Genomic DNA, 18,909 nt, shown 5'->3' with positions numbered 1-18,909 from the left:
GGCTAGGAGCCCGCACCGACAGTTCGCGCGGCCAGCGTCGCCAGGTCGCGCTCGGCGTAGCGGCGGTGCTCGAACTCCTCGCCGAGGATCGTGCCGAGGCAGTCGCCGACGACGTAGCTCTCGGACGCCGGATAGCCGGGACCTGCGACCGGCACGGTGCGCTCGGCCAGGCGCTCGTCGGTCAGGTTCGCGAGCAGCGCGCGGACGATCGCCATCCGCTGCGCCCGCAGTACGAGGACCTCGTCGAGCGACGGCCGGGCCGTGCGGTCCCGCGGTATCGGCGGAGTGTCGTGCATCTCGTCGTGCGGGAGATCCAGGGGATCCCACGGTTCGGGTTCGCCGAGAACGGCGCGCCGTACCCAGGCATCGGTGGCGAAGACGAGGTGCCGCAGCGTCTCGATGAACGACCACTCGCCGTCCACCGATTCGTGCAGCAGCTCCGGGCGGAGCCGGCGGGCCTTCGCCACGGTCTCGCCCCAGAGTTGTTCGAGCAGGTCCCAGGCCTCGCGGTAGCCGTCGGCGTTCGTCGGCCGCATCCGCTCGCGGCCGGGGTGGCGGCGGTTCAGCTCGGCGTCGATCAGCGGTACGACGTCCACACCCCAGACCTTGAGGTTGCGGATGTCGCCGTCGAGGGTGACGTCGACGAGCCGGGCGCCGCGGATCGTCGCGCCGCTGAGGTCGACGTTGTCGAAGGTGGCGCCGGACAGGTCGACGTCGTGGAACACCGCGCCGCGCAGCGTCGACTCCTCGAACCGCGCCGCGTCCAGGTTCTGCTCCTTGAACTCGGTCACGCGGCCAGCGTGACAGAGACCGTTCGTTGTGAGAACCGCGCGGCCCGGAGCCGTCCGTGATAGATCTGAGGTCCGACCCGGTTCCTCGGCGAACGGAGCGGCATGTATCGCAGGCTCGTCCTCAAACTGTCCGGCCAGGCGATCGCCGGACCGCACGAGTTCGGTTTCAGCAGCGATCGCTTGACCCACCTCGCGACCGAGGTGATCGCGCTGCGCGCCACCGGCGTCCAGGTCGCGGTCGTGGTCGGCGGCGGGAACGTGTTCCGCGGCAACCGGGCCGGCGACTGGGGCATCGACCGGGTCGAGGCGGACAACATCGGCATGCTCGGCACGGTCATCAACGCGGTCCTGCTCCGCGGGCGGCTCGCGGCGCTGGGCGCGCACGACGTACGGCTGATGACGGCGATCCCGATCAACAACCTCGCCGAGCCGTACATCCGGCTGCGGGCGCTGCGGCACCTGGAGAAGGGCGAGCTCATCCTGCTTGCCTGCGGCAACGGACAGCCCTTCACCACCACCGACTACCCGTCGGTGCAACGCGCGGTCGAACTCCAGGCCGACGCCCTCCTGGTCGCCAAGAACGGCACCGACGGCGTGTACGACGCCGACCCCAACAAGCACCCCGACGCGGCACGCTTCGACCACCTCACCTACCAGGAAGTCATCGACCGCGGCCTCACCGTCATGGACCAGTCCGCCTTCATCCTGGCCCGCGACCATCACCTCCCCCTCCACGTCTTCGACATAGACCGCCCCCAAGCCGCCCCCGCCATAGCCACCGGCACCCACATCGGCACCCTGATCAACTGAGCTCGCGCGTGATGCTGTCGAGGTGCGCCTGGAACCAGTCGCCACCGGCCAGGTGCTCGGCCTGCAATGCCATCAGCGACCACAGCACGCGATAGCACGACAGCGTCCGCTCCGGCAGTTCGATCACGCCGTACCCGTCCAGAAACGCCGCCATCGCCTCCGGCCCGGCCATCGACATCCGCGCAAGATCGAACACCGGATCGCCGTACGCCGCATCACCCCAGTCGAGGATCCCGGTCAGCTCACCGCCGACGGCGTACAGGTGCCGCAGATGCAGATCCCCATGGAGCAGGACCGGCGCCGTCTCCTGGACGCGCGCCACGAACGGCGGCAGCATCTCGCGCACCCGCACGGCGAGCTCCGCCGGCAGAACGTCCAGATCGTCCAGGACCTGCTGGAGTCGTCGCCGCCACCCAGCGTCGGCCCCGGCGATCGAGTGCACTCGCCGCATGGCCCGCCCGGCGGCTTGCAGGACGGAGGCTGATGCTTCGGCGAGTGGCCGGCCGGCGAGTTCTCGCGTGATCAGGTAGTTCGTGCCGAGCGCGATCACCTCCGGCGCGGGCACCCCCGCCGCGCGTACGAGCTCGCACGCGCGTGCTTCGTCGGCGATCGTGGCGCCGGACTTCAGGTAGTAGACGCCGTCGGCTGTGTGCAGGCGGAAGGTCTGGTTGCCGACGAAGCCGTCGACCGGCTCCGCGCGTTCGACGGCGCCGAGGTGTGGCGTGGCCACCAGGATCGGATCGAGCATCGAGCCCGATCCTACGGACCAGGTGTAGGTGGGGGCTAAATGGTTTGTGGGGTGTGGGAGGGAGTTGGTGTACTCGGCGGCGTAGGAACAGGTGTCTACTTGGAGGAGAGTGCGTCGTGCGAGCTCGCTTCATGTCTGTCGTGGGAATGAAGGGCACCTGTTCAAAGGACATGAAGCTGCGTGGACGTACTGAATCTTGGGATTCTGGCGCATGTTGACGCCGGGAAGACGAGTCTGACCGAGCGGCTGCTGTACGCCGCCGGGGTCATCGGCGAGGTCGGTCGGGTCGATGACGGGAACACCCAGACCGACTCCCTCGCGCTCGAACGGCAGCGCGGGATCACGATCAAGTCGGCGGTGGTCTCGTTCACGATCGGCGACGTCGGCGTGAACCTGATCGACACCCCGGGGCACCCCGACTTCATCGCCGAGGTGGAGCGCGCCTTGAGCGTGCTCGACGGCGCGGTGCTGGTGGTCTCGGCGGTCGAAGGGGTCCAGGCGCAGACCCGGGTGCTGATGCGCACGCTGCAGCGCCTGCGGATCCCGACCCTGATCTTCGTCAACAAGATCGACCGGGCCGGAGCGCGGTCCGACGGCGTACTGCGGGAGCTCACCGCCAAGTTGACGCGCAACGTCGTACCGATGGGCGAAGCCACCGACCTCGGCACCCCCGCGGCCGACTTCAAGCCCATCGTCCAGGACGATCTCCTGCTCGACGTCCTCGCCGATCACGACGACGACCTCCTGCAGCGGTACGTCGACGGCGTACCACTGCACCTCGACGCAGCCCTCGCCGCGCAGACCCGCCGGGCGATCGTGCACCCGGTGTACTTCGGATCCGCGATCACCGGCGCCGGCACGGACGCCCTCACCAACGGCATCCGCGACCTGCTCCCCCGCGCCCGCACCACCGACGGCCCGCTCGACGGCACCGTCTTCAAGGTCGAACGCGGCCCCGCCGGCGAGAAGATCGCCTACGCGCGGCTGTTCTCCGGCAGCCTCGCGGTCCGCGACCGGATCCGGTACGGCGACACGGACGGCAAGATCACCGCACTCGAGGTCTTCGGCGACGGAACCACCCTGCGCGCCGGCCAGATCGGTAAGCTCTGGGGCCTCACCGGCATCAGGATCGGCGACACGATCACCGCGCTCGGGGACGACTCCACCCACCGGCGAGCCGGAGTCACCGCGTTCGCGCCGCCGACGCTCGAGACCGTGGTCACGCCGCGAAAGCTGTCCGACAAGGGCAACCTCCGCGTCGCGCTCACCCAACTCGCCGAGCAGGACCCGCTGATCAACCTCCGCCAGGACGACCTGCGGCAGGAGACCTACGTGTCGCTGTACGGCGAGGTACAGAAGGAGGTCATCGAGAGCACGCTGGCCACCGAGTACGGCATCGAGGTCGACTTCCGCGAGACCACCACGATCTGCGTCGAGCGGATCGTCGGCACCGGCCAGGCGGTCGAGTTCAACAAGAAGGACCCGAACCCGTTCCTGGCCACGGTCGGCCTGCGCGTCGAACCCGCACCGGTCGGCGCCGGCGTGACGTTCGACCTCGAGGTCGAACTCGGCTCGATGCCGTTCGCGTTCATGAAGGCCGTCGAGGAGACCGTCCGCGAGACTTTGCACCAGGGCCTGCACGGCTGGCAGATCCCCGACGCGCACGTCGTCATGACGCATTCTGGGTACTCCGCCCGGCAGAGCCACGCGCACGCGGTGTTCGACAAGAGCATGTCCAGCACCGCCGGCGACTTCCGGTTCCTCACGCCGCTGGTGCTGATGGCCGCCCTTCGGCAAGCCGGTACGACGGTGCACGAGCCGATGCACCGCTTCCAGTTGGAGATCCCGACGGACACGACCCGCGCCGTACTCGCAGCTCTTGCCCGGCTCCGGGCGATCCCGCAGGTGCCGGCGCCGGCCGCGGAAACCTCGACGCTGGAAGGCGAGATTCCCGCGGCCGCCGTGTACGAACTCGAGCAGCAGCTCCCCGCGCTGACCCGCGGCGAGGGTGTGCTCGAGTCGGCGTTCGAGCGCTACCAGCCGGTGACCGGGCCGATCCCAGAGCGGCCGCGCACCGACCACGACCCGCTCAACCGGCGCGAGTACCTGCTGCACGTCCAGCGCCGGGTCTGATGCTAGGTGGTGGGTGCGGCCCATTCGACGAGCTGTACGACGACACCGTTGGGGTCGGTGACCTGGAACAGCCGCTCGCCCCAGGGCTCCTCGCGCAGCGGCATCGTGATCTCGACACCTTCGGAGCGCAGTCGCTTCTCCTCGGCGTCCAGCGTGTCGACGGTGAACGCCAGGATGAGCCCGGCGGCCCGCTGGTCACGCTGCTCCGGCGGCAGGACCTCGATCCCCCGCTGCAGCAGGACGAGGTCGACAGCGTCGTCTCGGGTCAACGAGGCGAAGCCGTCCGCGGCCGCCTGCTCGCGGTAGCCGAAGTGGTCGACGAAGAACCCGCGCGACGCGATCACGTCGTCGACGGTCAAGGACAGGGTGGAGGCGTTGATCTTCAAGGGTTTCCTTCCGGAGAACTCGGCAGGCGATCGGCCGTGGGTACGGCGGACCGCACGGAGCGGACTGCGGGACGACCGCGGGGTCAGCGGCCGGTACGGCGCGGGACGGCCCGGCGCGGCGTACCCGCCTGGTAGCGAACGGTGCGGGTCTGCGCCGGACGCCATGCGTCACGACCGCGCCGGGAGAACGCGGTGGAGTTGCCGAGATCGGAGTTGCGCATCCAGTACTTCCCTTCGAGGTAACTTTACGACGGACGTAACTTTAGCCCGACACGAGAATGCTGTCAACATATATTTACGACGGAGGTAAGATTCCTCGCATGGACCTAACTCAGACGGCCCCGACCGGGCTGCGGGAGCTCAAGAAGCAGGAGACCCGGCAGCTGATCTCGGACCACGCGACCCGGCTGTTCATCGCGCAGGGCTTCGAGCAGACCACGATCGCCGAGATCGCCACCGCCGCGCGGGTCGCGAAGAAGACCGTCACCAACTACTTCGCCCGCAAGGAGGACCTGGCGCTCGACCATCAGGACGCGTTCGTCGCGACCCTGGCCGAGACGGTGGCCGCCCGCAGCCCCGGCGAGTCCGCGCTCGCCGCTCTGCGCCGCGGCTTCGAGCAGGCGGTCGCGACCCAAGACCCCGTCACCGGCTTCGCCGGCCTGGAGTTCACCCGCATGATCGCCGACAGCCCGACGCTGACCACGTGCCTCCGCGGCCTCCACGACCAACGCGAACAGGCCCTCCGCGAGACCCTCGCCGAAGCCGTCGGCGAGCCCTCCGACTCGATCACCGTCCACACCGCCGCCGCCCTATTGGGCGCAGTACACCGCACCCTCTTCGACCGCATCCAGCACCTCACGCTGTCCGGCCGGACCAACGACGAGATCGCCAGCCTCATTGCCCCCGAAGGAGCGCAGGCCTTCGACCTGCTCGATCCCGCCCTCGGCGACTACGCGGTCCGCTGACGCCGGCCGATGACGACGTTCGCGCCGAGGTCCTTGTCCGACACGATCCGCGCGCCCAGGCCGTGCTCGCGGAGGACCGTTGCTGCACGTGGCGCCTGCTGGTCGCTCGTTTCGACGAAGAGGTGGCCGCCCGGAGCCAGCCAAGCCGGAGCCTCGGCTGCTAGGCGGCGGAGGGTGGCCAACCCGTCGGGGCCGCCGTCGAGGGTGATGCGGGGTTCGTGGAGTCGGGCCTCGGGGGGAAGCAGGCGGATCTCGTCGGTGGGGACGTACGGGACGTTGGCCAGCAGTACGTCGATCCGGCCGCGCAGGTGCTCCGGCACTGGGGCGAACAGGTCGCCCTCGTAGACGGTCCCCTGCCAGGGCAGCAGGTTCCGCCGGGCGCAGCGCACCGCGACCGGCTCGATGTCGGCGGCGTACAGCGACACCGCACGCTCGCTTGCGACCGCCGCACCCAGAGCGCCCGAGCCGCAGAGCAGGTCGACGACGACCGCTCCCGGGACCGTCACGCGCAACGCCTCAGTCACCAAAAACTCGGTACGGCGACGCGGAATGAACACCCCGGGATCGACGGCGATCCGCAACCCGCGGAACGACGCCCAGCCGACGACGTACTCCAACGGCTCCCCCGCCACCCGGCGGTCGACCATCGCCGCCAACTCGCGCACGTCTCGCGCGGTCTCGACGATCAGCTCCGCCTCGTCCTCGGCGAACACGCACCCGGACGCCCGCAACCGCGCGACCACCGGACCGAGATCAACGGAGACCCTCAGCACCGCTGCAGCCTATCCGAACCAACGCAGGCTCTAGGTCAAGCGTGGATCAGCACGCAGCGACTCCGCCAAGCGCTGGAGGGCCGGGTTCGGGTTGTCGGGGCTCCAGCAGGCGTGCAGTGTCACCGAGTGCGCGTCGGCCGCGTCGAGTTCGCGGTACCGGACGCCCTCGACGCGCATCGCCATGATCGACCGCGGGACCAGCGCGCACCCCAGCCCGGCCCGCACCAGCGCGAGCATCGTCGGGACCTGGGACGCCAGCTGGCTCACGGCGTACCGGTCCATCCCGATCATCGCCGCGCAGATGTCGTGCAGGTACTGCGATCCCTCCGGGCTGTACCCGATGTAGTCGTCGGTCGCGTCGGCCAGCGACACCTGCCCGGCGCCGGACGCCAGCGGATGCGAGGCCGGTACGGCGAGCACCAGGTCCTCCGAATGCACCAGCAGCGACTCGAACCGCTCCGGGATCGGCGGCCGCACCAGCCCGAGGTCGATCTCCAGGTTCGCCAGCGCGTCGAACTGCACCGGGCTCACCAGCTCGGTCAGCTCCGCCGTTACACCTGGCGTGCGGTTGCCGACCATCGTCAGGAAGTCCGCGAGGACGGCGTACGCGCCGATCGCGGTGAACGCGAGCCGCAGCGTCCCCGTCGTCCCGTCGGCCGCGCGCCGGGTCGCCTCGGGCGCGACCTCCAGCAGCGCGAGCACCCGCCGCGCGTGCTCGAGGAAGACACCGCCGGCCGCGGTCAGCCGCACGCCGCGGCCGGTGCGATCGAACAGGCGTACGTCGAGGGTCCGTTCGAGGCCCTGGATCTGCCGGGTCAGCGGCGGCTGCGTCAGGTTCAGGCGCTGTGCCGCGCGGCCGTAGTGGAGTTCCTCGGCGACAGCGACGAAGCCCCGGAGCTGCTGCAGCGAGAAATCCATGCGGGCACGGTATCGGTTCATGCGAAATCGGGCTTGGACCTGCATAACGGAAAGCGCCTACCGTTCGGTGCAACGCCTAGCCGAAGGAGCATGAACGGTGCCGAATCCTGCGTTCAGACTCGCCGCTCTGATGTCCCCGGAACGTGCTGCCGACGTTGTCGACGCCGACACCCGCAGGTTGATCGAGGAGCGCTTCGACGCCAACTGGGCAACCGTCGACCACAGCATCTCTCCTGGCTCCCTCGCCAAGCCGCCAGCACTCGACCCCGCCGCAGTACCCGAGCTGGCCGCCGGCGCAGACGTGCTGCTGACGAGCTGGGGTACGCCGCACCTCCCCAAGGACCTGTGGGCGGACGGCAACGGGCCGAAGGTCGTCGCGCACGCCGCCGGCACCGTGAAGAACCTCGTCGATCCGGCGATCCTCGACCAGGGCGTCGCCGTGTTCTCGGCCGGTCCGCGGATCGCCTGGTCGGTCGGCGAGTACTGCCTCGGTGCCCTGCTCACCCTCGCCCGTCGCCTGCCCCGGTTCGACGCGGCGATCCGGGACGGCGGCTGGAAGCAGACCGGGTACCGCGGCCACGAACTCGCCGGCGCCAAGGTCGGCATCATCGGCGCCAGCAGCACCGCCCGCGCGCTGATCACGATGCTGAAGCCCTTCGGCTGCGACCTCGCCGTCTACGACCCGCACCTCTCCGACCAGCGCGCCCAGGAACTCGGCGTACGCACGACGACGCTCGAGGACGCCGCGAGCGGACCGTTCCTCAGCATCCATGTCCCGAACGTCCCCGAGACGAAGGGCATGATCACCCGCGCCCTGATCGAGAACCTGCCCGACGGCGCGGTCGTCGTGAACTCGGCGCGCGGCCCGGCGATCGACCAGCAGGCCCTCCTGGAACACGCGCTCGACGGCCGCATCTACGCGGCCCTCGACGTCTACGATCCCGAGCCGCCGGCCTTCGACGCCGCCACGCTTCGCTCGCCCAACCTGCTGCTCAGCCCGCACATCGCGGGCGACACTGCCGAGGGTCACCTGGCCCTCGCGGGTTACGTACTGCGTGACGCCCTGCGCTGGCTCGCGGACGGTACCCGCGGTGCGAGCTTCGTCGACCCGGCCGCCTGGTCGATCGCCGCCTGAGAGGACTACCGATGTCCCGCATCACCCAGGTCGAGGTCTTCCCGGTCGCCGTACCGTTCGCCCGCCGCTTCGTGCTCGGCAGCGGCGCCGTCGGCGCGCCGGACGCGGTCCCGGACCAGTCAACCGCCGTGGTCTTCGTCAAGCTGACCACCGAGGACGGCGTGGTCGGCTGGGGCGAACAGCGCGCGCTGCCGAGCTGGAGCTACGAGACCGCCGAGACGATGGCCGTAGTCATCCGCCGGCACCTCGCGCCGATCTTGCTCGACCTCACGCCGTTCGACGTCGAGCTCTTCCACCGGCGCGCCGCGCAGCGCCTCAGCCCCGCGGTCTCGAACGGCTTCCCGTTCGCCCGCGCCGCGCTCGACGTCGCGCTGCACGACGCGGCCGGCAAACTCGCCGGCGTCCCCGTGCACGCGCTGCTCGGCGGCAAGGTCCACGACGAGCTCCCGCTCTGCTCGGCGATCGGGGTCGGCGATCCTGACGCGGTCCGCGACCACGCACTCCGGTCGGCGGAGTATTCGGCGTACAAGGTCAAGATCGGCGGCGACCTGGACGCCGACACGGCAGCGATCGAGACGATCGCGGAAGTTGCCGACGGCAAGCCGTTGTGGCTGGACGCGAACCAGTCCTACCGCCCGGCCGCGCTCAGACAGCTGCTGGATCGCACCAGGCACATCCGGACGATCCACTGCATCGAGCAGCCGGTCCCGAGCACCGACACGCTCGCGATGCGCCGGGTCCGCGAGCTCGTCGACCTTCCGGTCGCGATCGACGAGGGGAGCTTCTCCGCGCAGGACCTCGCCCGGGCGATCCGTCTCGACGCCGCGGACCTGGTCGTGGTCAAGACCTGCAAGTCCGGCGGCCTGCGAAACGCGCTGAAGACCGCCCACACCGCGCTGGCCGGCGGCGTCGAACTACTCGCCAGCGGCCTCACCGACTGCGGTGTCGCCTTCGCCGCTGCACTACACGTGTTCAGTCAGCTAGAGCTCGCCCTACCCGCCGAGCTCAACGGCCCGGAGCTGCTGACCGACCTGTACGTCGACGGCCTGCACATCACCAAGGCCGTCGCAACAGTCCCCACCGCCCCTGGCCTCGGCGTCGAGGTCGACGAGGAGCGCATCCGCGCCGAGTCGCTCAACCTGCGCTACTGCTGAACAGAAAGGACGTCGATGTCGTACTTGTGGTCCGTCTTCACCAAGCCGTGGTCGGCCTTGCCCGGTGACGAGCTCGGGAGATTGGTTGCCGGGATCGGGTTCGGCGGCGCCGAGGTGCCGGTGCGCGACACGGCGTACGTCACGCCGGCGAACGCGGGCGCCGAGCTGCCGAAGTTCGCCGCGCAGTTACGGGCCGAGGGCATCGAACCCATCAGTGTCGCGAGCGAGCTGTCCGAGCCGGTGTTCGCCGCCTGTGCCGAGGCCGGGGTCCCGCTGATCAGGATCATGGCCGAGCTCGGACCCGACGGGTACGCCGCCTCGGTGCGGCGCAACCGCGAGCTGCTCGAGCGCGCCGTCGTACTGACCGAGCGGTACGACGTCCGTGTGGGCGTCCAGCCGCATCACGGGCGCTACGTGTCGTCGACGCTCGGCGTACTGCAGTTGCTCGACGGACTGCCCGAGCAGTTCAAGCTGGTGTGGGACGCGGCGCACGACGCACTGGCCGGCGATCACCCCGCGGTGACGCTGGAGCTCGGTGCGCAGCGGCTCGGGATCGTGAACCTCAAGAACGTGCACTACGTCCGCACCGGCGACGGCTGGCGGACGAACTTCGTCGAGGCCGAGGACGGGTTGTCCGACTGGCCGGCGGTCTTCGCCACCCTGCGGCAACTCGGGTACGACGGCCCGATCTGCCTGACAGGTCAGTACTCCGACGTGAGCACGCCGGTCGCGACCCGGCTGGAAAGAGACCTGCGCTTCGCTGTCACATCCGCCGCACAGCATCCGTCAAGGGAGTGAAACCAGCAGCAGACAAACCTTGGAGAACCTCCCATGCAAGCACGGATGACCAACCCCGCAATGGTTCTGCCGGACGCCACGAAGGGCATCCAGAACATCTACAAGGCGATCGGGCAGTCCGGTGCCGACGGCAAGCTCCTGGAACTCGTGCACCTGCGGGCCAGCCAGATCAACGGCTGCTCGCCGTGCGTGTTCGGGGGGATCAAGTCGGCGCTGAAGAACGGCGAGACCGACGAGCGGCTGCACCAGGTCGCCGCCTGGCGCGACTCCGACCTGTTCACCGACGCCGAGCGCGCGGCGCTCGAACTCGCCGAGGCCGCGACCCGGCTCGCCGACAACCCGACCGTGGTGACCGACGAGATCTGGAACGCGGCGGCCGACCACTTCGACGAGAAGGAACTGTCGGCGGTCATCCTGATGATCGGCCTCACCAACCTGTTCAACCGCCTCAACACCACCACCCGGCAGCCCGCGGGCGCGACCTGGTGACCCGCTAACGTGAGCCCCGGATGTCGAGCCGGCGTCCGGGGCTCCGACGTACCCGGGTGAAAGGGAGGCAAGCGATGAAATACATGCTGCTGATCTACGGGAACGACGAAACCTGGGACACGTTGCACGCCGAAGGAATCGACCAGGTGCTCGACCAGCACCGGGTGCTCGCCGAAGAACTGACGGCGAACGGCGAACTCGTCGACGGTATCGGCCTCACCACCGCGAACGCGCGCGTGATCAAGGTCAACGACGGCGTACCGGCCGTCACCGACGGGCCGTTCACCGAGGCCAAGGAGGTCCTGGCCGGCTACTACATCGTCGACTGCAGCCTGGACCGCGCGACGGAGATCGCCGCGCGGCTGCCGGAGGCGAGGTACTCACCCGTCGAGATCCGCGAGTTCACGGATCCGATGGGGAGCTAGCTGTCCCAGGGACTTGCCGGCCTCAGCTGGGCGTTGGACACCTGAGACCGGCGAGTCACTGACTCAGGCCGTCCTCAGACCGGCACCGTCCGGACCTGCTCGCTCGACGCGAGGATGACCCCACCTGAGGCAGGCTGGTCACCCATGCCCCGGCCACCTCGGACGTGGACGGTCGTGCCTGGCGCCGGTGCCTGCACACCGTCGCCGAGTCGGAGCGTGGTCGTCATACCGTTGCTCAACCTGAGCACCGCCACGCGTCGCGGCCGCCCCGACGGGATCGACGAGTTCACCTCGTGGATGCCGGTGCAGACCGCCGGTTGGATCGCAGCCCGTCCGAGCCCCGCGTTGCCGTGACTCCTCACACCACGGCACTGCTCGGCGAGCCTACTCATCGCTGACACACTTCCCCCTTCTCATCGTTACTGCCCCCGAGTGATGGCGGTAGCGGGACGCGCCGACACCTCGTTGTCACGGCACGCCCGCACACTCCCCCGTCCTTCCCGCACCCGGAAACGACGCGGAAGTGATCAGGCAACCCTTGCTGAGAGTGACGACGTTTTCAAGAGATCGTGACAGGAATCCCGTCCTCCGGGACCGCCGTCCACGAAATTTCCTATAGCCGGTACCGACTGCCGGAGCCTCGGCGAGCAGGTCCGTCAGTGCGCGGTGCTGGCGCGTTCGATCACGCGGTGCGGGATCATCACCCGGCGCGGCGGTGCGCTCTTGTCCGCCATCCGCTCGGCGAGCAGATCGAGTGCCGCCGCGACGAACGCGCGCCGGTCGAAGTCGATCGTGGTCAGCGGCGGGATCATGAACTGGCTCTCGAGGATGTTGTCGAACCCGGCGACCAGGGTCTGCTCGGGCACCCCGACACCCGCACTCCACAGCGCCGACAGGGTGCCGGAGGCGACCGTGTCGGTGAAGCAGAAGAACGCGTCCGGCAGTTCGTGCTCGGTCAGATACTTGCCCACGACCGTCGCGGCACCTTCCGGCCGCCAGCGGTCGAGGCTGATCTCCAGCGCCGGGTCGATCGGTACGCCGGCCTCCTCGAGCGCCTGGCGGTAGCCCGCGGTCCGCAGCCGTGACGCCGCCGTGCCCGGGGATTCGGCCGATCCGGCGAGCACTCCGGCGCCACTGGATCCGCGCGGGATCTCCGGCGTACCGACGGCGGCGATCCGGCGGCAGCCCTTCGCGAGCAGGTGTTCGGTCATGTCCCGCGCGGCGGCGACGTTGTCGATCGCCACCTGGCTGACGACGTCCTGGTCGACGTCACCGATCAGCACCAGCGGCGGCAGCGGGCCGGCCGAGGTCACCGCGCTGTCGTCGAGGTTGACCGGGTTCAGGATCAGGCCGTCGACGAGGTACGCGCGGGCCTTCGAGAGCAGTTCGAACTCGCGCTTCGGCTCGGCCGCGGTCTGCTCGATCTGCACGCCCCAGCCGCGTTCGTGGGCGAGCTCGACGACCAGGTGGACGACCTCGGCGGAGTACGGCCGGAGCAGGTCGGGCAGCGCCAGGGCGATCATGCCGGACCGGCCGTTGCGCAGTCCGCGCGCGCTCATGTTCGGCACGTAGTCGAGCTCCGCGAGAGCGCTCTCCACCCGAGCGCGGGTCTCGGGGCGCACGAAGACGACGCCGTTGATCACGTTCGACACCGTCTTCGGCGACACCCCGGCCAGCTTGGCAACATCTTTGACGGTGGGACGCATGCCGCCCATTGTCACACCTGACGGACGTTGTCAGGCGTCAGCGGGTGAGCAAGGCGCCGCCGTTCACGTGCAGGACCTGGGCCGTGATGTGCCGTGCGGCGGGTGAGGCAAGGAAATGAATGGTGTTCGCGATGTCCTCGACCTGGCCCTCGCGCTTGGTCAACGTTGCCTGTAGCAACGTCTGGCGCCGCTCCGCGGTCAGCCGGCCCTGGAAGAACTCGGTCTCGGCGGTGAAACCCGGCGCCACGACGTTCGAGGTCACGCCGCGCGGGCCGAGCTCCGCGGCCACGTCGGCGTTCCACATCGCCAGCCCCGCCTTGGACGCGCCGTACGAACCGGGACCGCGCGAGCCCGCGATCGAGCCCAAGTGGACGACGGCGGTGGTCAGCCGCGGCGCCAGTGCGGTCGTGGTGAGCACCGCGCTGATCAGGTTGGTCTCCAGGTTCGCGAGCCAGTTCGCCTTCAGTTGCGCGAGATCCGCGAGATCACTGGCCGGCCGGCCGAAGTCGGTGTTCCCGCCGGCGTTGTTGACCAGCACGTCGACCCGCTCGGGCAGTTCGTCCAGCAGTCGCTCGACCTGCGCCGGATCGGTCGCGTCGCAGACCACTCCCCTGGCGCCCAGGTCGGCGGCCGCCTTCTCCAGTACGTCGGCGCGCCGGCCGGTGATCACCACGTCATCGCCGTCCGCGCGGAACCGCTCCGCGGTCGCCCGCCCGATCCCCGTCGCGCCGCCGGTCACCACGATCGTCCTCATCAAGGAAATCCTCACGTTTAGCCCTAAATGTTTAGCCCTAAACGTAGCATGGACGCGTGACCGACAACTACCCGCTCGACGCACCGAACGCGTACCCCGCCGCCGAGATCGCGCGCGCCTGGCAGCGGGAGCGCCCCGGGACGCCGACCGACTCGATCGAGATCGTCACGCCGCTGTGGCGGCTGGCCAAGCTGTTCGCCGACGACCGGCGCCGGGTGCTCGCCGACGCCGGCGTCGACCCGGCGACGCTCGACCTGCTGAGCGTGCTGCGCCGCGCGGGCACGCCGTACGAGCTGAGCACGCGCGAACTGTCCCGCCGTACCCTCGTCACCGCGGGCGCGATCTCGCAGCGGGTCGCCCGGGCCGAGGATCGCGGTCTGGTCACCCGCCGGGCCGCTGCGGACGGCAGTCGCGCGGTGGTCGTCACGCTGACCGAGGCCGGTCACGACCTCGTGGAGCGGACCGTCGACCAGGTGCTGACGCGCGAGTCCGAACTGGTCGCCTCGCTGTCCCCCGACGGCCGGGCCGTCCTGGCCGCGCAACTGCAGGAACTGCTCGACGAGGTCAGCCGGGTGGCCCGCCAACCTTCCGTCGGAGGTTGAAGGTTTTCGCTGCCAACCCGCTGCGCAGTCGCGGCCAAGTTCCTACGACTGGTTCAATGACACCATTGAAGGATGCTTCCTGCTGACAGTCATGACGTCATCCAGGTGCGGGGCGCCCGCGAGAACAATCTCGGCGGCGTCTCGCTCGACATCCCGAAACGCCGGCTCACCGTCTTCACCGGGGTCTCCGGTTCCGGCAAGTCCTCGCTCGTCTTCGACACCATCGCCGCCGAGTCCCAGCGGCTGATCAACGAGACCTACACCGCGTTCGTGCAGAACTTCATGCCGAGCCTCGGCCGCCCGGACGTCGACGCGCTGCGCAACCTGTCCGCCGCGATCGTCGTCGACCAGGAACGGATCGGCGCCAACGCCCGCTCCACCGTCGGTACGGCGACCGACGCGCACACCATGCTCCGCGTGCTGTTCAGCCGCGCCGGGACGCCGTACGCCGGACCGCCGTCGGTGTTCAGCTTCAACCGGGCCGAAGGGATGTGCCCGGTCTGTGAGGGGCTCGGCCGGACGACGGAGTTCGACCTCGACGAGCTCGTGGACCGCGAGAAGAGCCTGAACCAGGGCCCGATCAAGGCGCCCGGGTACGCCGTCGACAGTTGGCCGTGGCAACTGATGGCCGGGTCGGGCCTGTTCGACCCCGACCTGCCGCTGAAGGACTACCCCGAAGCAGCCTGGCAGCAGTTCCTGTACCAGGAGCCGATGAAGGTCCGGATCGGGAAGAGCAACCTGACCTTCGAGGGGCTCGTCACCAAGCTCAAGCGCCAGTACCTGAGCAAGGATCCGCAGACGATGCAGAGCCAGGCGCGGGCGTTCGCGGAGCGCGCGATCCGGCAGCAGACGTGTCCCGACTGCGGCGGCGTCCGGCTGAACGCGGCGGCCCGGAGCGTGACGGTCGACGGCCGGACGATCGGCGAGTGCTCGTCGATGCAGATCAGCGATCTCGCCGAGTTCCTGGCCGGCGTCGACCATCCCGGCGTCGGGCCGATGCTCGACGGGCTGAAGCAGCTGCTCGACTCGTTCGTCACCATCGGCCTCGGGTACCTGAGCCTGGACCGCGAGTCCTCGACGCTGTCCGGCGGCGAGGCGCAGCGCGTGAAGCTGGTCCGGCACCTCGGCTCCAGCCTGAGCGACGTCACATACGTCTTCGACGAGCCGACAGTCGGCCTGCACCCGCACGACATCCAGCAGATGAACGACCTGCTGCTGCAACTGCGGGACAAGGGCAACACGGTGCTCGTCGTCGAGCACAAGCCGGAGACGATCCGGATCGCCGACCACGTCGTCGACCTCGGTCCGGGCGCGGGCCTGGCCGGCGGCCGGCTCTGCTACGCGGGTGACGTCGACGGGCTGAAGGCCTCCGGGACGCTCACCGGGCAGTACCTCGACCACCGGGTGAAGGTCCGCGACGACGTACGGCGTCCCACCGGGAAGCTGGCGATCGAGCACGCGACGCTGCACAACCTGCGCGACGTGAGCGTCGACGTACCGCTCGGGGTGCTCACGGTGGTGACCGGGGTCGCCGGGTCCGGGAAGAGCTCGCTGATCCACGGCTCGCTGGCCGGGCGGGACGGTGTGATCGTCGCGGGCCAGGAACCGATCCGCGGCTCCCGGCGGAGCAACCCGGCGACGTACACGGGCCTCCTGGATCCGATCCGCGCCGAGTTCGCGAAGGCGAACAAGGTGAAGCCCGGCCTGTTCAGCGCGAACTCGGTCGGCGCCTGCCCGACCTGCAAGGGCATCGGGCTGGTCTACACCGACCTCGCGATGATGGCCGAGGTCGCGTCGGTCTGCGAGGACTGCAACGGCGCCCGGTTCACCGCCGAGGTGCTCGAGTACCGGTTGCGCGGGAAGAACATCAGCGAGGTGCTGCGGATGACGGTCGCGGAGGCCCGCGAGTTCTTCCGGACCGGGACGGCGCGGACGATCCTGGACCGGCTGGCGACCGTCGGGCTCGAGTACATCGGGCTCGGGCAGCCGCTCACCACCCTGTCCGGCGGTGAACGGCAGCGGCTGAAGCTGGCCATCAACATGGGTCGCACCGGCTCGATCTACATCCTCGACGAGCCGACGACCGGCCTGCACCTGGCCGACGTCGACAAGCTGCTCAGCATGCTCGACACGCTCGTCGACCAGGGCAACACGGTGATCGTCATCGAGCACCACCAGGCCGTCATGGCGCACGCCGACTGGCTGATCGACATCGGGCCCGGCGCCGGGCACGCGGGCGGTCAGGTGGTGTTCACGGGCACTCCGGCGGATCTGGTCGAGAGCAGCCCGACCGTCACCGCCGACCACCTGCGCCAGTACGTTTCAGCCGGCGCCGAACCGAGCCAGGTCGTCTAGCTCGGCGGTGAGCTCCGCGGGTTCGAAGAGCTCCACCGCGAGGTCGGCGTGCCGCCAGGTCCCGATGGCCCGGCCGGCCCTGACCACCGCGGGGCGCAGCATGCCGCCGCCCGGGAAGATGGAGGCCGGCAGGTCCTGCAGCCGGTTCTGGTAGCCGAGCAGGTAGGCGTCGAACTCGCCGAGCATCCGGACGTCCTGGCAGCCGGGGAGATCTTCGATGGCGTGCAGCTCGGTGGCCTCGACCTCGAAGGAGGCCGAGGCCACCGAGGTGATCGCCGCGCGAGCCGCCGGAACCGGGAGGCCTGACCAGGTGGCGAAGTCCCGCGCCGTCGCCGGGCCGTAGGCGGTCAGGTAGCGGCTGGCGAGGGATTCGGCGTCGCCTTCGAGCACCAGCGGCTTACCGAGCCAGTCCCGTACGGCGACCCACGTCTCGGCGCGGTCGTGACCAGGGCCGTAGCAGAGCCGCCCCAGCAGCCCTGTGTGCCGGATCAGCGCGTACACCGCCTGGCCCTTCGGCTCCGCGATGAGCCCGGCGCGCACCAGGACGTCGGCCAGCTCGGCGCGGCCGGCCGGCCCGTGCGCGAGCAGCCAGTCCTCGAGTACGTCGGCCGCCTCGGCGCGGACGCGCTCCGTCAGGCCGAGTTCGCCGTACCGGCGTTCGGTGTCCTTGATCAGCTTCGGGCCGAGCAGTCCGAGCAGCGGCCCGGCGTCCTCGGTCGCGACGAGTTGGAGGGTGCCGCGCTGGAACCAGCCGCGGACGACGGAGCGCTCGGTCTCCTGGGCGTGCGTGACGTCGGCGAGCGTGGTCGCGGTGGAGCGGGCGCGGACGGCGTACGACGCCCCGCGCCAGGTCTGGGCCTGGAGTCCCCCCGTCCGGCGTACGACGTCGGCCACCCCTCCGGGGCCGGCCTCGTGCACCGGACGCGCAAGGCAGTTGGCCTGCATCCTGGCCGCCAGCAACCAGTCGACAGACCTCCGCGCCACACCTGCATGACACCACGAACCGGACGAGTCCGCATCCCCAAAGGCCGAGGTGCCGTCCCCGGGTCGCGCGGGGACGGCACCTGGAGCGGGTCGTCAGAGGGCGGGCTGGACCAGGTCGGCGTACGCCACCTGGCCGGTGACGTTCGGGTGGTACGACTCCGAGACCGGGTTCGACAGGCCGTTGATCCACTCCGGGCTGCCGCACACCGCGTGCCCGATGAACTTCGCGGTCGGGTTCACGAACGCGAAGCCGGCCGCGCTCGCGGACGCCGAGATCTTCGAGTTCAGCAGGTCGGCGGTCGCGTTCAGCCGGTTCATCTCGGTCGGGCTGAAGAAGGTGCCGGCGTTGCAGTCGGTGCCGTTGAACAGCCGCGGGTACCCGACCACCACGACGTCCGCCGACGCGGCGCGGCCGCGGATCGCGGAGTACAGGTTGTTCAGCCGGCCCGGGAGGGTGTTGTTGATGATCGACTGCGCGTTGGCGATCGCGCCGGTGCAGTCCCCGAGCCACGAGGGCTTCGCGCACTCGGTGATCACCGAAGAGAAGCCGGCGTCGTTCCCGCCGACCTGGACCGAGACGATGTCGGCCGCGCTCGTCACCGACGGCAGTTGGTTCGCGGTGACGTCGGCGACCCGGGCGCCGGAGCAGGCCACGAACGTCAGGTTCGCGCCGATCCGGCCGGCGTCGATGTACGGGTACGCCTTGGTGGAGCGCTGACAGGAGCCGCTGCTGTCGATGTAGCTGCGGGTGCCGACGCCGGAGGCGTACGAGTCACCGAGGGCGACGTAGTTCGGGGCCGCCGCGTGGGCGACCCCGGGAGACAGCAGCATCGCGGCGCCGAGCGCCGCGACGGAGACCAGACTGGCGAAGGACTTCATGGGCGGACCGCCTTCGTGAGCGAGGAGTGGCGACTGAAGTACTCAACGTCACCTTCGCTGACTCACGAGTAACAGACAAGGGTCTGGTGACAAATTCACCGTGG

At 69.8% G+C, this 18,909-nt stretch carries 21 protein-coding genes; 10 read left to right on the top strand and 11 right to left on the bottom strand.

Translation table 11 applies throughout. The features are described from left to right. Positions 1–2: 2 nt before the first annotated feature. Entirely contained in the window at positions 3–791 is a 789-nt protein-coding gene (locus ABN611_RS32635; RefSeq protein ID WP_350276123.1) for a DinB family protein, read from the bottom strand. A gap of 102 nt (positions 792–893) precedes the next feature. Between ABN611_RS32635 and pyrH the strand changes: the two genes are divergently transcribed. Then, complete coding sequence (pyrH, locus tag ABN611_RS32630) at positions 894–1,601, top strand: UMP kinase (RefSeq protein WP_350276122.1); 708 nt, start codon at positions 894–896, stop codon at positions 1,599–1,601. On the opposite strand, the gene ABN611_RS32625 is transcribed toward pyrH, so the two are convergent. After that, on the bottom strand, positions 1,594–2,349 hold the full coding sequence (locus ABN611_RS32625; RefSeq protein ID WP_350276121.1) for an aminoglycoside phosphotransferase family protein: 756 nt from the start codon (positions 2,347–2,349) through the stop codon (positions 1,594–1,596). The two genes, pyrH and ABN611_RS32625, sit on opposite strands and share 8 nt — an antisense overlap. 180 nt (positions 2,350–2,529) lie before the next feature. Here ABN611_RS32625 and ABN611_RS32620 point away from each other — a divergent pair, with 180 nt between their 5' ends. Beyond that, complete coding sequence (locus tag ABN611_RS32620; RefSeq protein ID WP_350276120.1) at positions 2,530–4,482, top strand: translation factor GTPase family protein; 1,953 nt, start codon at positions 2,530–2,532, stop codon at positions 4,480–4,482. A 2-nt stretch (positions 4,483–4,484) separates the two neighbouring features. On the opposite strand, the gene ABN611_RS32615 is transcribed toward ABN611_RS32620, so the two are convergent. Continuing rightward, complete coding sequence (locus tag ABN611_RS32615; protein ID WP_350276119.1) at positions 4,485–4,868, bottom strand: VOC family protein; 384 nt, start codon at positions 4,866–4,868, stop codon at positions 4,485–4,487. 83 nt (positions 4,869–4,951) lie between these two features. Next, the gene (locus ABN611_RS32610; protein ID WP_350276118.1) at positions 4,952–5,089 is read right to left on the bottom strand and encodes a hypothetical protein; all 138 of its coding nucleotides are present in this window, start codon (positions 5,087–5,089) and stop codon (positions 4,952–4,954) included. Between the two features lie 99 nt (positions 5,090–5,188). Here ABN611_RS32610 and ABN611_RS32605 point away from each other — a divergent pair, with 99 nt between their 5' ends. Continuing rightward, positions 5,189–5,833: a TetR family transcriptional regulator gene (locus ABN611_RS32605; RefSeq protein ID WP_350276117.1), complete on the top strand. Its 645-nt coding sequence runs from the start codon at positions 5,189–5,191 to the stop codon at positions 5,831–5,833. On the opposite strand, the gene ABN611_RS32600 is transcribed toward ABN611_RS32605, so the two are convergent. Together ABN611_RS32600 and ABN611_RS32595 are read right to left on the bottom strand one after the other, a co-directional pair. Beyond that, positions 5,818–6,606 (bottom strand): putative protein N(5)-glutamine methyltransferase, encoded by a 789-nt coding sequence (locus ABN611_RS32600; protein ID WP_350276116.1) that lies wholly within the window; start codon positions 6,604–6,606, stop codon positions 5,818–5,820. The genes ABN611_RS32605 and ABN611_RS32600 overlap by 16 nt on opposite strands. A 30-nt stretch (positions 6,607–6,636) precedes the next feature. Continuing rightward, complete coding sequence (locus ABN611_RS32595) at positions 6,637–7,524, bottom strand: LysR substrate-binding domain-containing protein (RefSeq protein ID WP_350276115.1); 888 nt, start codon at positions 7,522–7,524, stop codon at positions 6,637–6,639. Positions 7,525–7,621: 97 nt separating this feature from the next. Between ABN611_RS32595 and ABN611_RS32590 the strand changes: the two genes are divergently transcribed. The 5 genes from ABN611_RS32590 to ABN611_RS32570 all read left to right on the top strand — a co-directional run bounded on the left by ABN611_RS32590 (position 7,622) and on the right by ABN611_RS32570 (position 11,525). Further along, positions 7,622–8,659 carry a hydroxyacid dehydrogenase gene (locus ABN611_RS32590; RefSeq protein ID WP_350276114.1) on the top strand — a complete coding sequence of 346 codons (1,038 nt, stop codon included), beginning with the start codon at positions 7,622–7,624 and terminating at the stop codon, positions 8,657–8,659. Between the two features lie 11 nt (positions 8,660–8,670). Beyond that, the gene (locus ABN611_RS32585) at positions 8,671–9,813 is read left to right on the top strand and encodes an enolase C-terminal domain-like protein (RefSeq protein WP_350276113.1); all 1,143 of its coding nucleotides are present in this window, start codon (positions 8,671–8,673) and stop codon (positions 9,811–9,813) included. A gap of 15 nt (positions 9,814–9,828) precedes the next feature. After that, positions 9,829–10,611: a sugar phosphate isomerase/epimerase family protein gene (locus ABN611_RS32580; protein ID WP_350276112.1), complete on the top strand. Its 783-nt coding sequence runs from the start codon at positions 9,829–9,831 to the stop codon at positions 10,609–10,611. A 45-nt stretch (positions 10,612–10,656) separates the two neighbouring features. After that, positions 10,657–11,100, top strand: coding sequence for a carboxymuconolactone decarboxylase family protein (locus ABN611_RS32575; protein ID WP_350276111.1), 444 nt, complete (start codon positions 10,657–10,659; stop codon positions 11,098–11,100). Between the two features lie 74 nt (positions 11,101–11,174). Next, a complete protein-coding gene (locus ABN611_RS32570) occupies positions 11,175–11,525 on the top strand; it encodes a YciI family protein (RefSeq protein ID WP_350276110.1) in 351 nt (116 codons plus the stop codon). A 74-nt stretch (positions 11,526–11,599) separates the two neighbouring features. Here the strand turns inward: ABN611_RS32570 and ABN611_RS32565 are convergent, their stop codons facing one another. From ABN611_RS32565 to ABN611_RS32555, 3 genes are all read right to left on the bottom strand, one after another. Then, positions 11,600–11,917: a hypothetical protein gene (locus tag ABN611_RS32565; RefSeq protein ID WP_350276109.1), complete on the bottom strand. Its 318-nt coding sequence runs from the start codon at positions 11,915–11,917 to the stop codon at positions 11,600–11,602. 264 nt (positions 11,918–12,181) lie between these two features. Continuing rightward, on the bottom strand, positions 12,182–13,231 hold the full coding sequence (locus tag ABN611_RS32560; protein ID WP_350276108.1) for a LacI family DNA-binding transcriptional regulator: 1,050 nt from the start codon (positions 13,229–13,231) through the stop codon (positions 12,182–12,184). 37 nt (positions 13,232–13,268) lie between these two features. Continuing rightward, a complete protein-coding gene (locus tag ABN611_RS32555; RefSeq protein WP_350276107.1) occupies positions 13,269–13,985 on the bottom strand; it encodes an SDR family oxidoreductase in 717 nt (238 codons plus the stop codon). 56 nt (positions 13,986–14,041) lie between these two features. Here ABN611_RS32555 and ABN611_RS32550 point away from each other — a divergent pair, with 56 nt between their 5' ends. Both ABN611_RS32550 and ABN611_RS32545 read left to right on the top strand, forming a co-directional pair. Next, on the top strand, positions 14,042–14,587 hold the full coding sequence (locus tag ABN611_RS32550) for a MarR family transcriptional regulator (protein ID WP_350276106.1): 546 nt from the start codon (positions 14,042–14,044) through the stop codon (positions 14,585–14,587). Between the two features lie 72 nt (positions 14,588–14,659). Beyond that, the gene (locus tag ABN611_RS32545; RefSeq protein ID WP_350276105.1) at positions 14,660–16,942 is read left to right on the top strand and encodes an excinuclease ABC subunit UvrA; all 2,283 of its coding nucleotides are present in this window, start codon (positions 14,660–14,662) and stop codon (positions 16,940–16,942) included. Here ABN611_RS32545 and ABN611_RS32540 read toward each other — a convergent pair. Then, positions 16,910–17,926, bottom strand: a complete 1,017-nt coding sequence (locus tag ABN611_RS32540; RefSeq protein WP_350276104.1) for a crosslink repair DNA glycosylase YcaQ family protein — start codon at positions 17,924–17,926, stop codon at positions 16,910–16,912. The genes ABN611_RS32545 and ABN611_RS32540 overlap by 33 nt on opposite strands. 93 nt (positions 17,927–18,019) lie before the next feature. Beyond that, positions 18,020–18,805, bottom strand: a complete 786-nt coding sequence (locus tag ABN611_RS32535; RefSeq protein ID WP_350276103.1) for an SGNH/GDSL hydrolase family protein — start codon at positions 18,803–18,805, stop codon at positions 18,020–18,022. Positions 18,806–18,909: the final 104 nt, after the last annotated feature.

Source organism: Kribbella sp. HUAS MG21 (genome assembly GCF_040254265.1).
Classification (GTDB): domain Bacteria; phylum Actinomycetota; class Actinomycetes; order Propionibacteriales; family Kribbellaceae; genus Kribbella.
Note: the sequence above shows the minus strand (reverse complement) of the source record. Positions and strands in the feature narration are given on the sequence as shown.

Bases quoted from the DNA above. Each gene is read 5' to 3' on its own strand.
- ABN611_RS32610 (WP_350276118.1), bottom strand. From the start codon at position 5,089: ATGCGCAACTCCGATCTCGGCAACTCCACCGCGTTCTCCCGGCGCGGT.
- ABN611_RS32535 (WP_350276103.1), bottom strand. From the start codon at position 18,805: ATGAAGTCCTTCGCCAGTCTGGTCTCCGTCGCGGCGCTCGGCGCCGCG.
- ABN611_RS32560 (WP_350276108.1), bottom strand. From the start codon at position 13,231: ATGCGTCCCACCGTCAAAGATGTTGCCAAGCTGGCCGGGGTGTCGCCG.
- ABN611_RS32605 (WP_350276117.1), top strand. From the start codon at position 5,189: ATGGACCTAACTCAGACGGCCCCGACCGGGCTGCGGGAGCTCAAGAAG.
- ABN611_RS32625 (WP_350276121.1), bottom strand. From the start codon at position 2,349: ATGCTCGATCCGATCCTGGTGGCCACGCCACACCTCGGCGCCGTCGAA.
- ABN611_RS32565 (WP_350276109.1), bottom strand. From the start codon at position 11,917: ATGAGTAGGCTCGCCGAGCAGTGCCGTGGTGTGAGGAGTCACGGCAAC.
- ABN611_RS32555 (WP_350276107.1), bottom strand. From the start codon at position 13,985: ATGAGGACGATCGTGGTGACCGGCGGCGCGACGGGGATCGGGCGGGCG.
- ABN611_RS32595 (WP_350276115.1), bottom strand. From the start codon at position 7,524: ATGGATTTCTCGCTGCAGCAGCTCCGGGGCTTCGTCGCTGTCGCCGAG.
- ABN611_RS32585 (WP_350276113.1), top strand. From the start codon at position 8,671: ATGTCCCGCATCACCCAGGTCGAGGTCTTCCCGGTCGCCGTACCGTTC.
- ABN611_RS32570 (WP_350276110.1), top strand. From the start codon at position 11,175: ATGAAATACATGCTGCTGATCTACGGGAACGACGAAACCTGGGACACG.
- ABN611_RS32580 (WP_350276112.1), top strand. From the start codon at position 9,829: ATGTCGTACTTGTGGTCCGTCTTCACCAAGCCGTGGTCGGCCTTGCCC.
- ABN611_RS32575 (WP_350276111.1), top strand. From the start codon at position 10,657: ATGACCAACCCCGCAATGGTTCTGCCGGACGCCACGAAGGGCATCCAG.
- ABN611_RS32545 (WP_350276105.1), top strand. From the start codon at position 14,660: ATGCTTCCTGCTGACAGTCATGACGTCATCCAGGTGCGGGGCGCCCGC.
- pyrH (WP_350276122.1), top strand. From the start codon at position 894: ATGTATCGCAGGCTCGTCCTCAAACTGTCCGGCCAGGCGATCGCCGGA.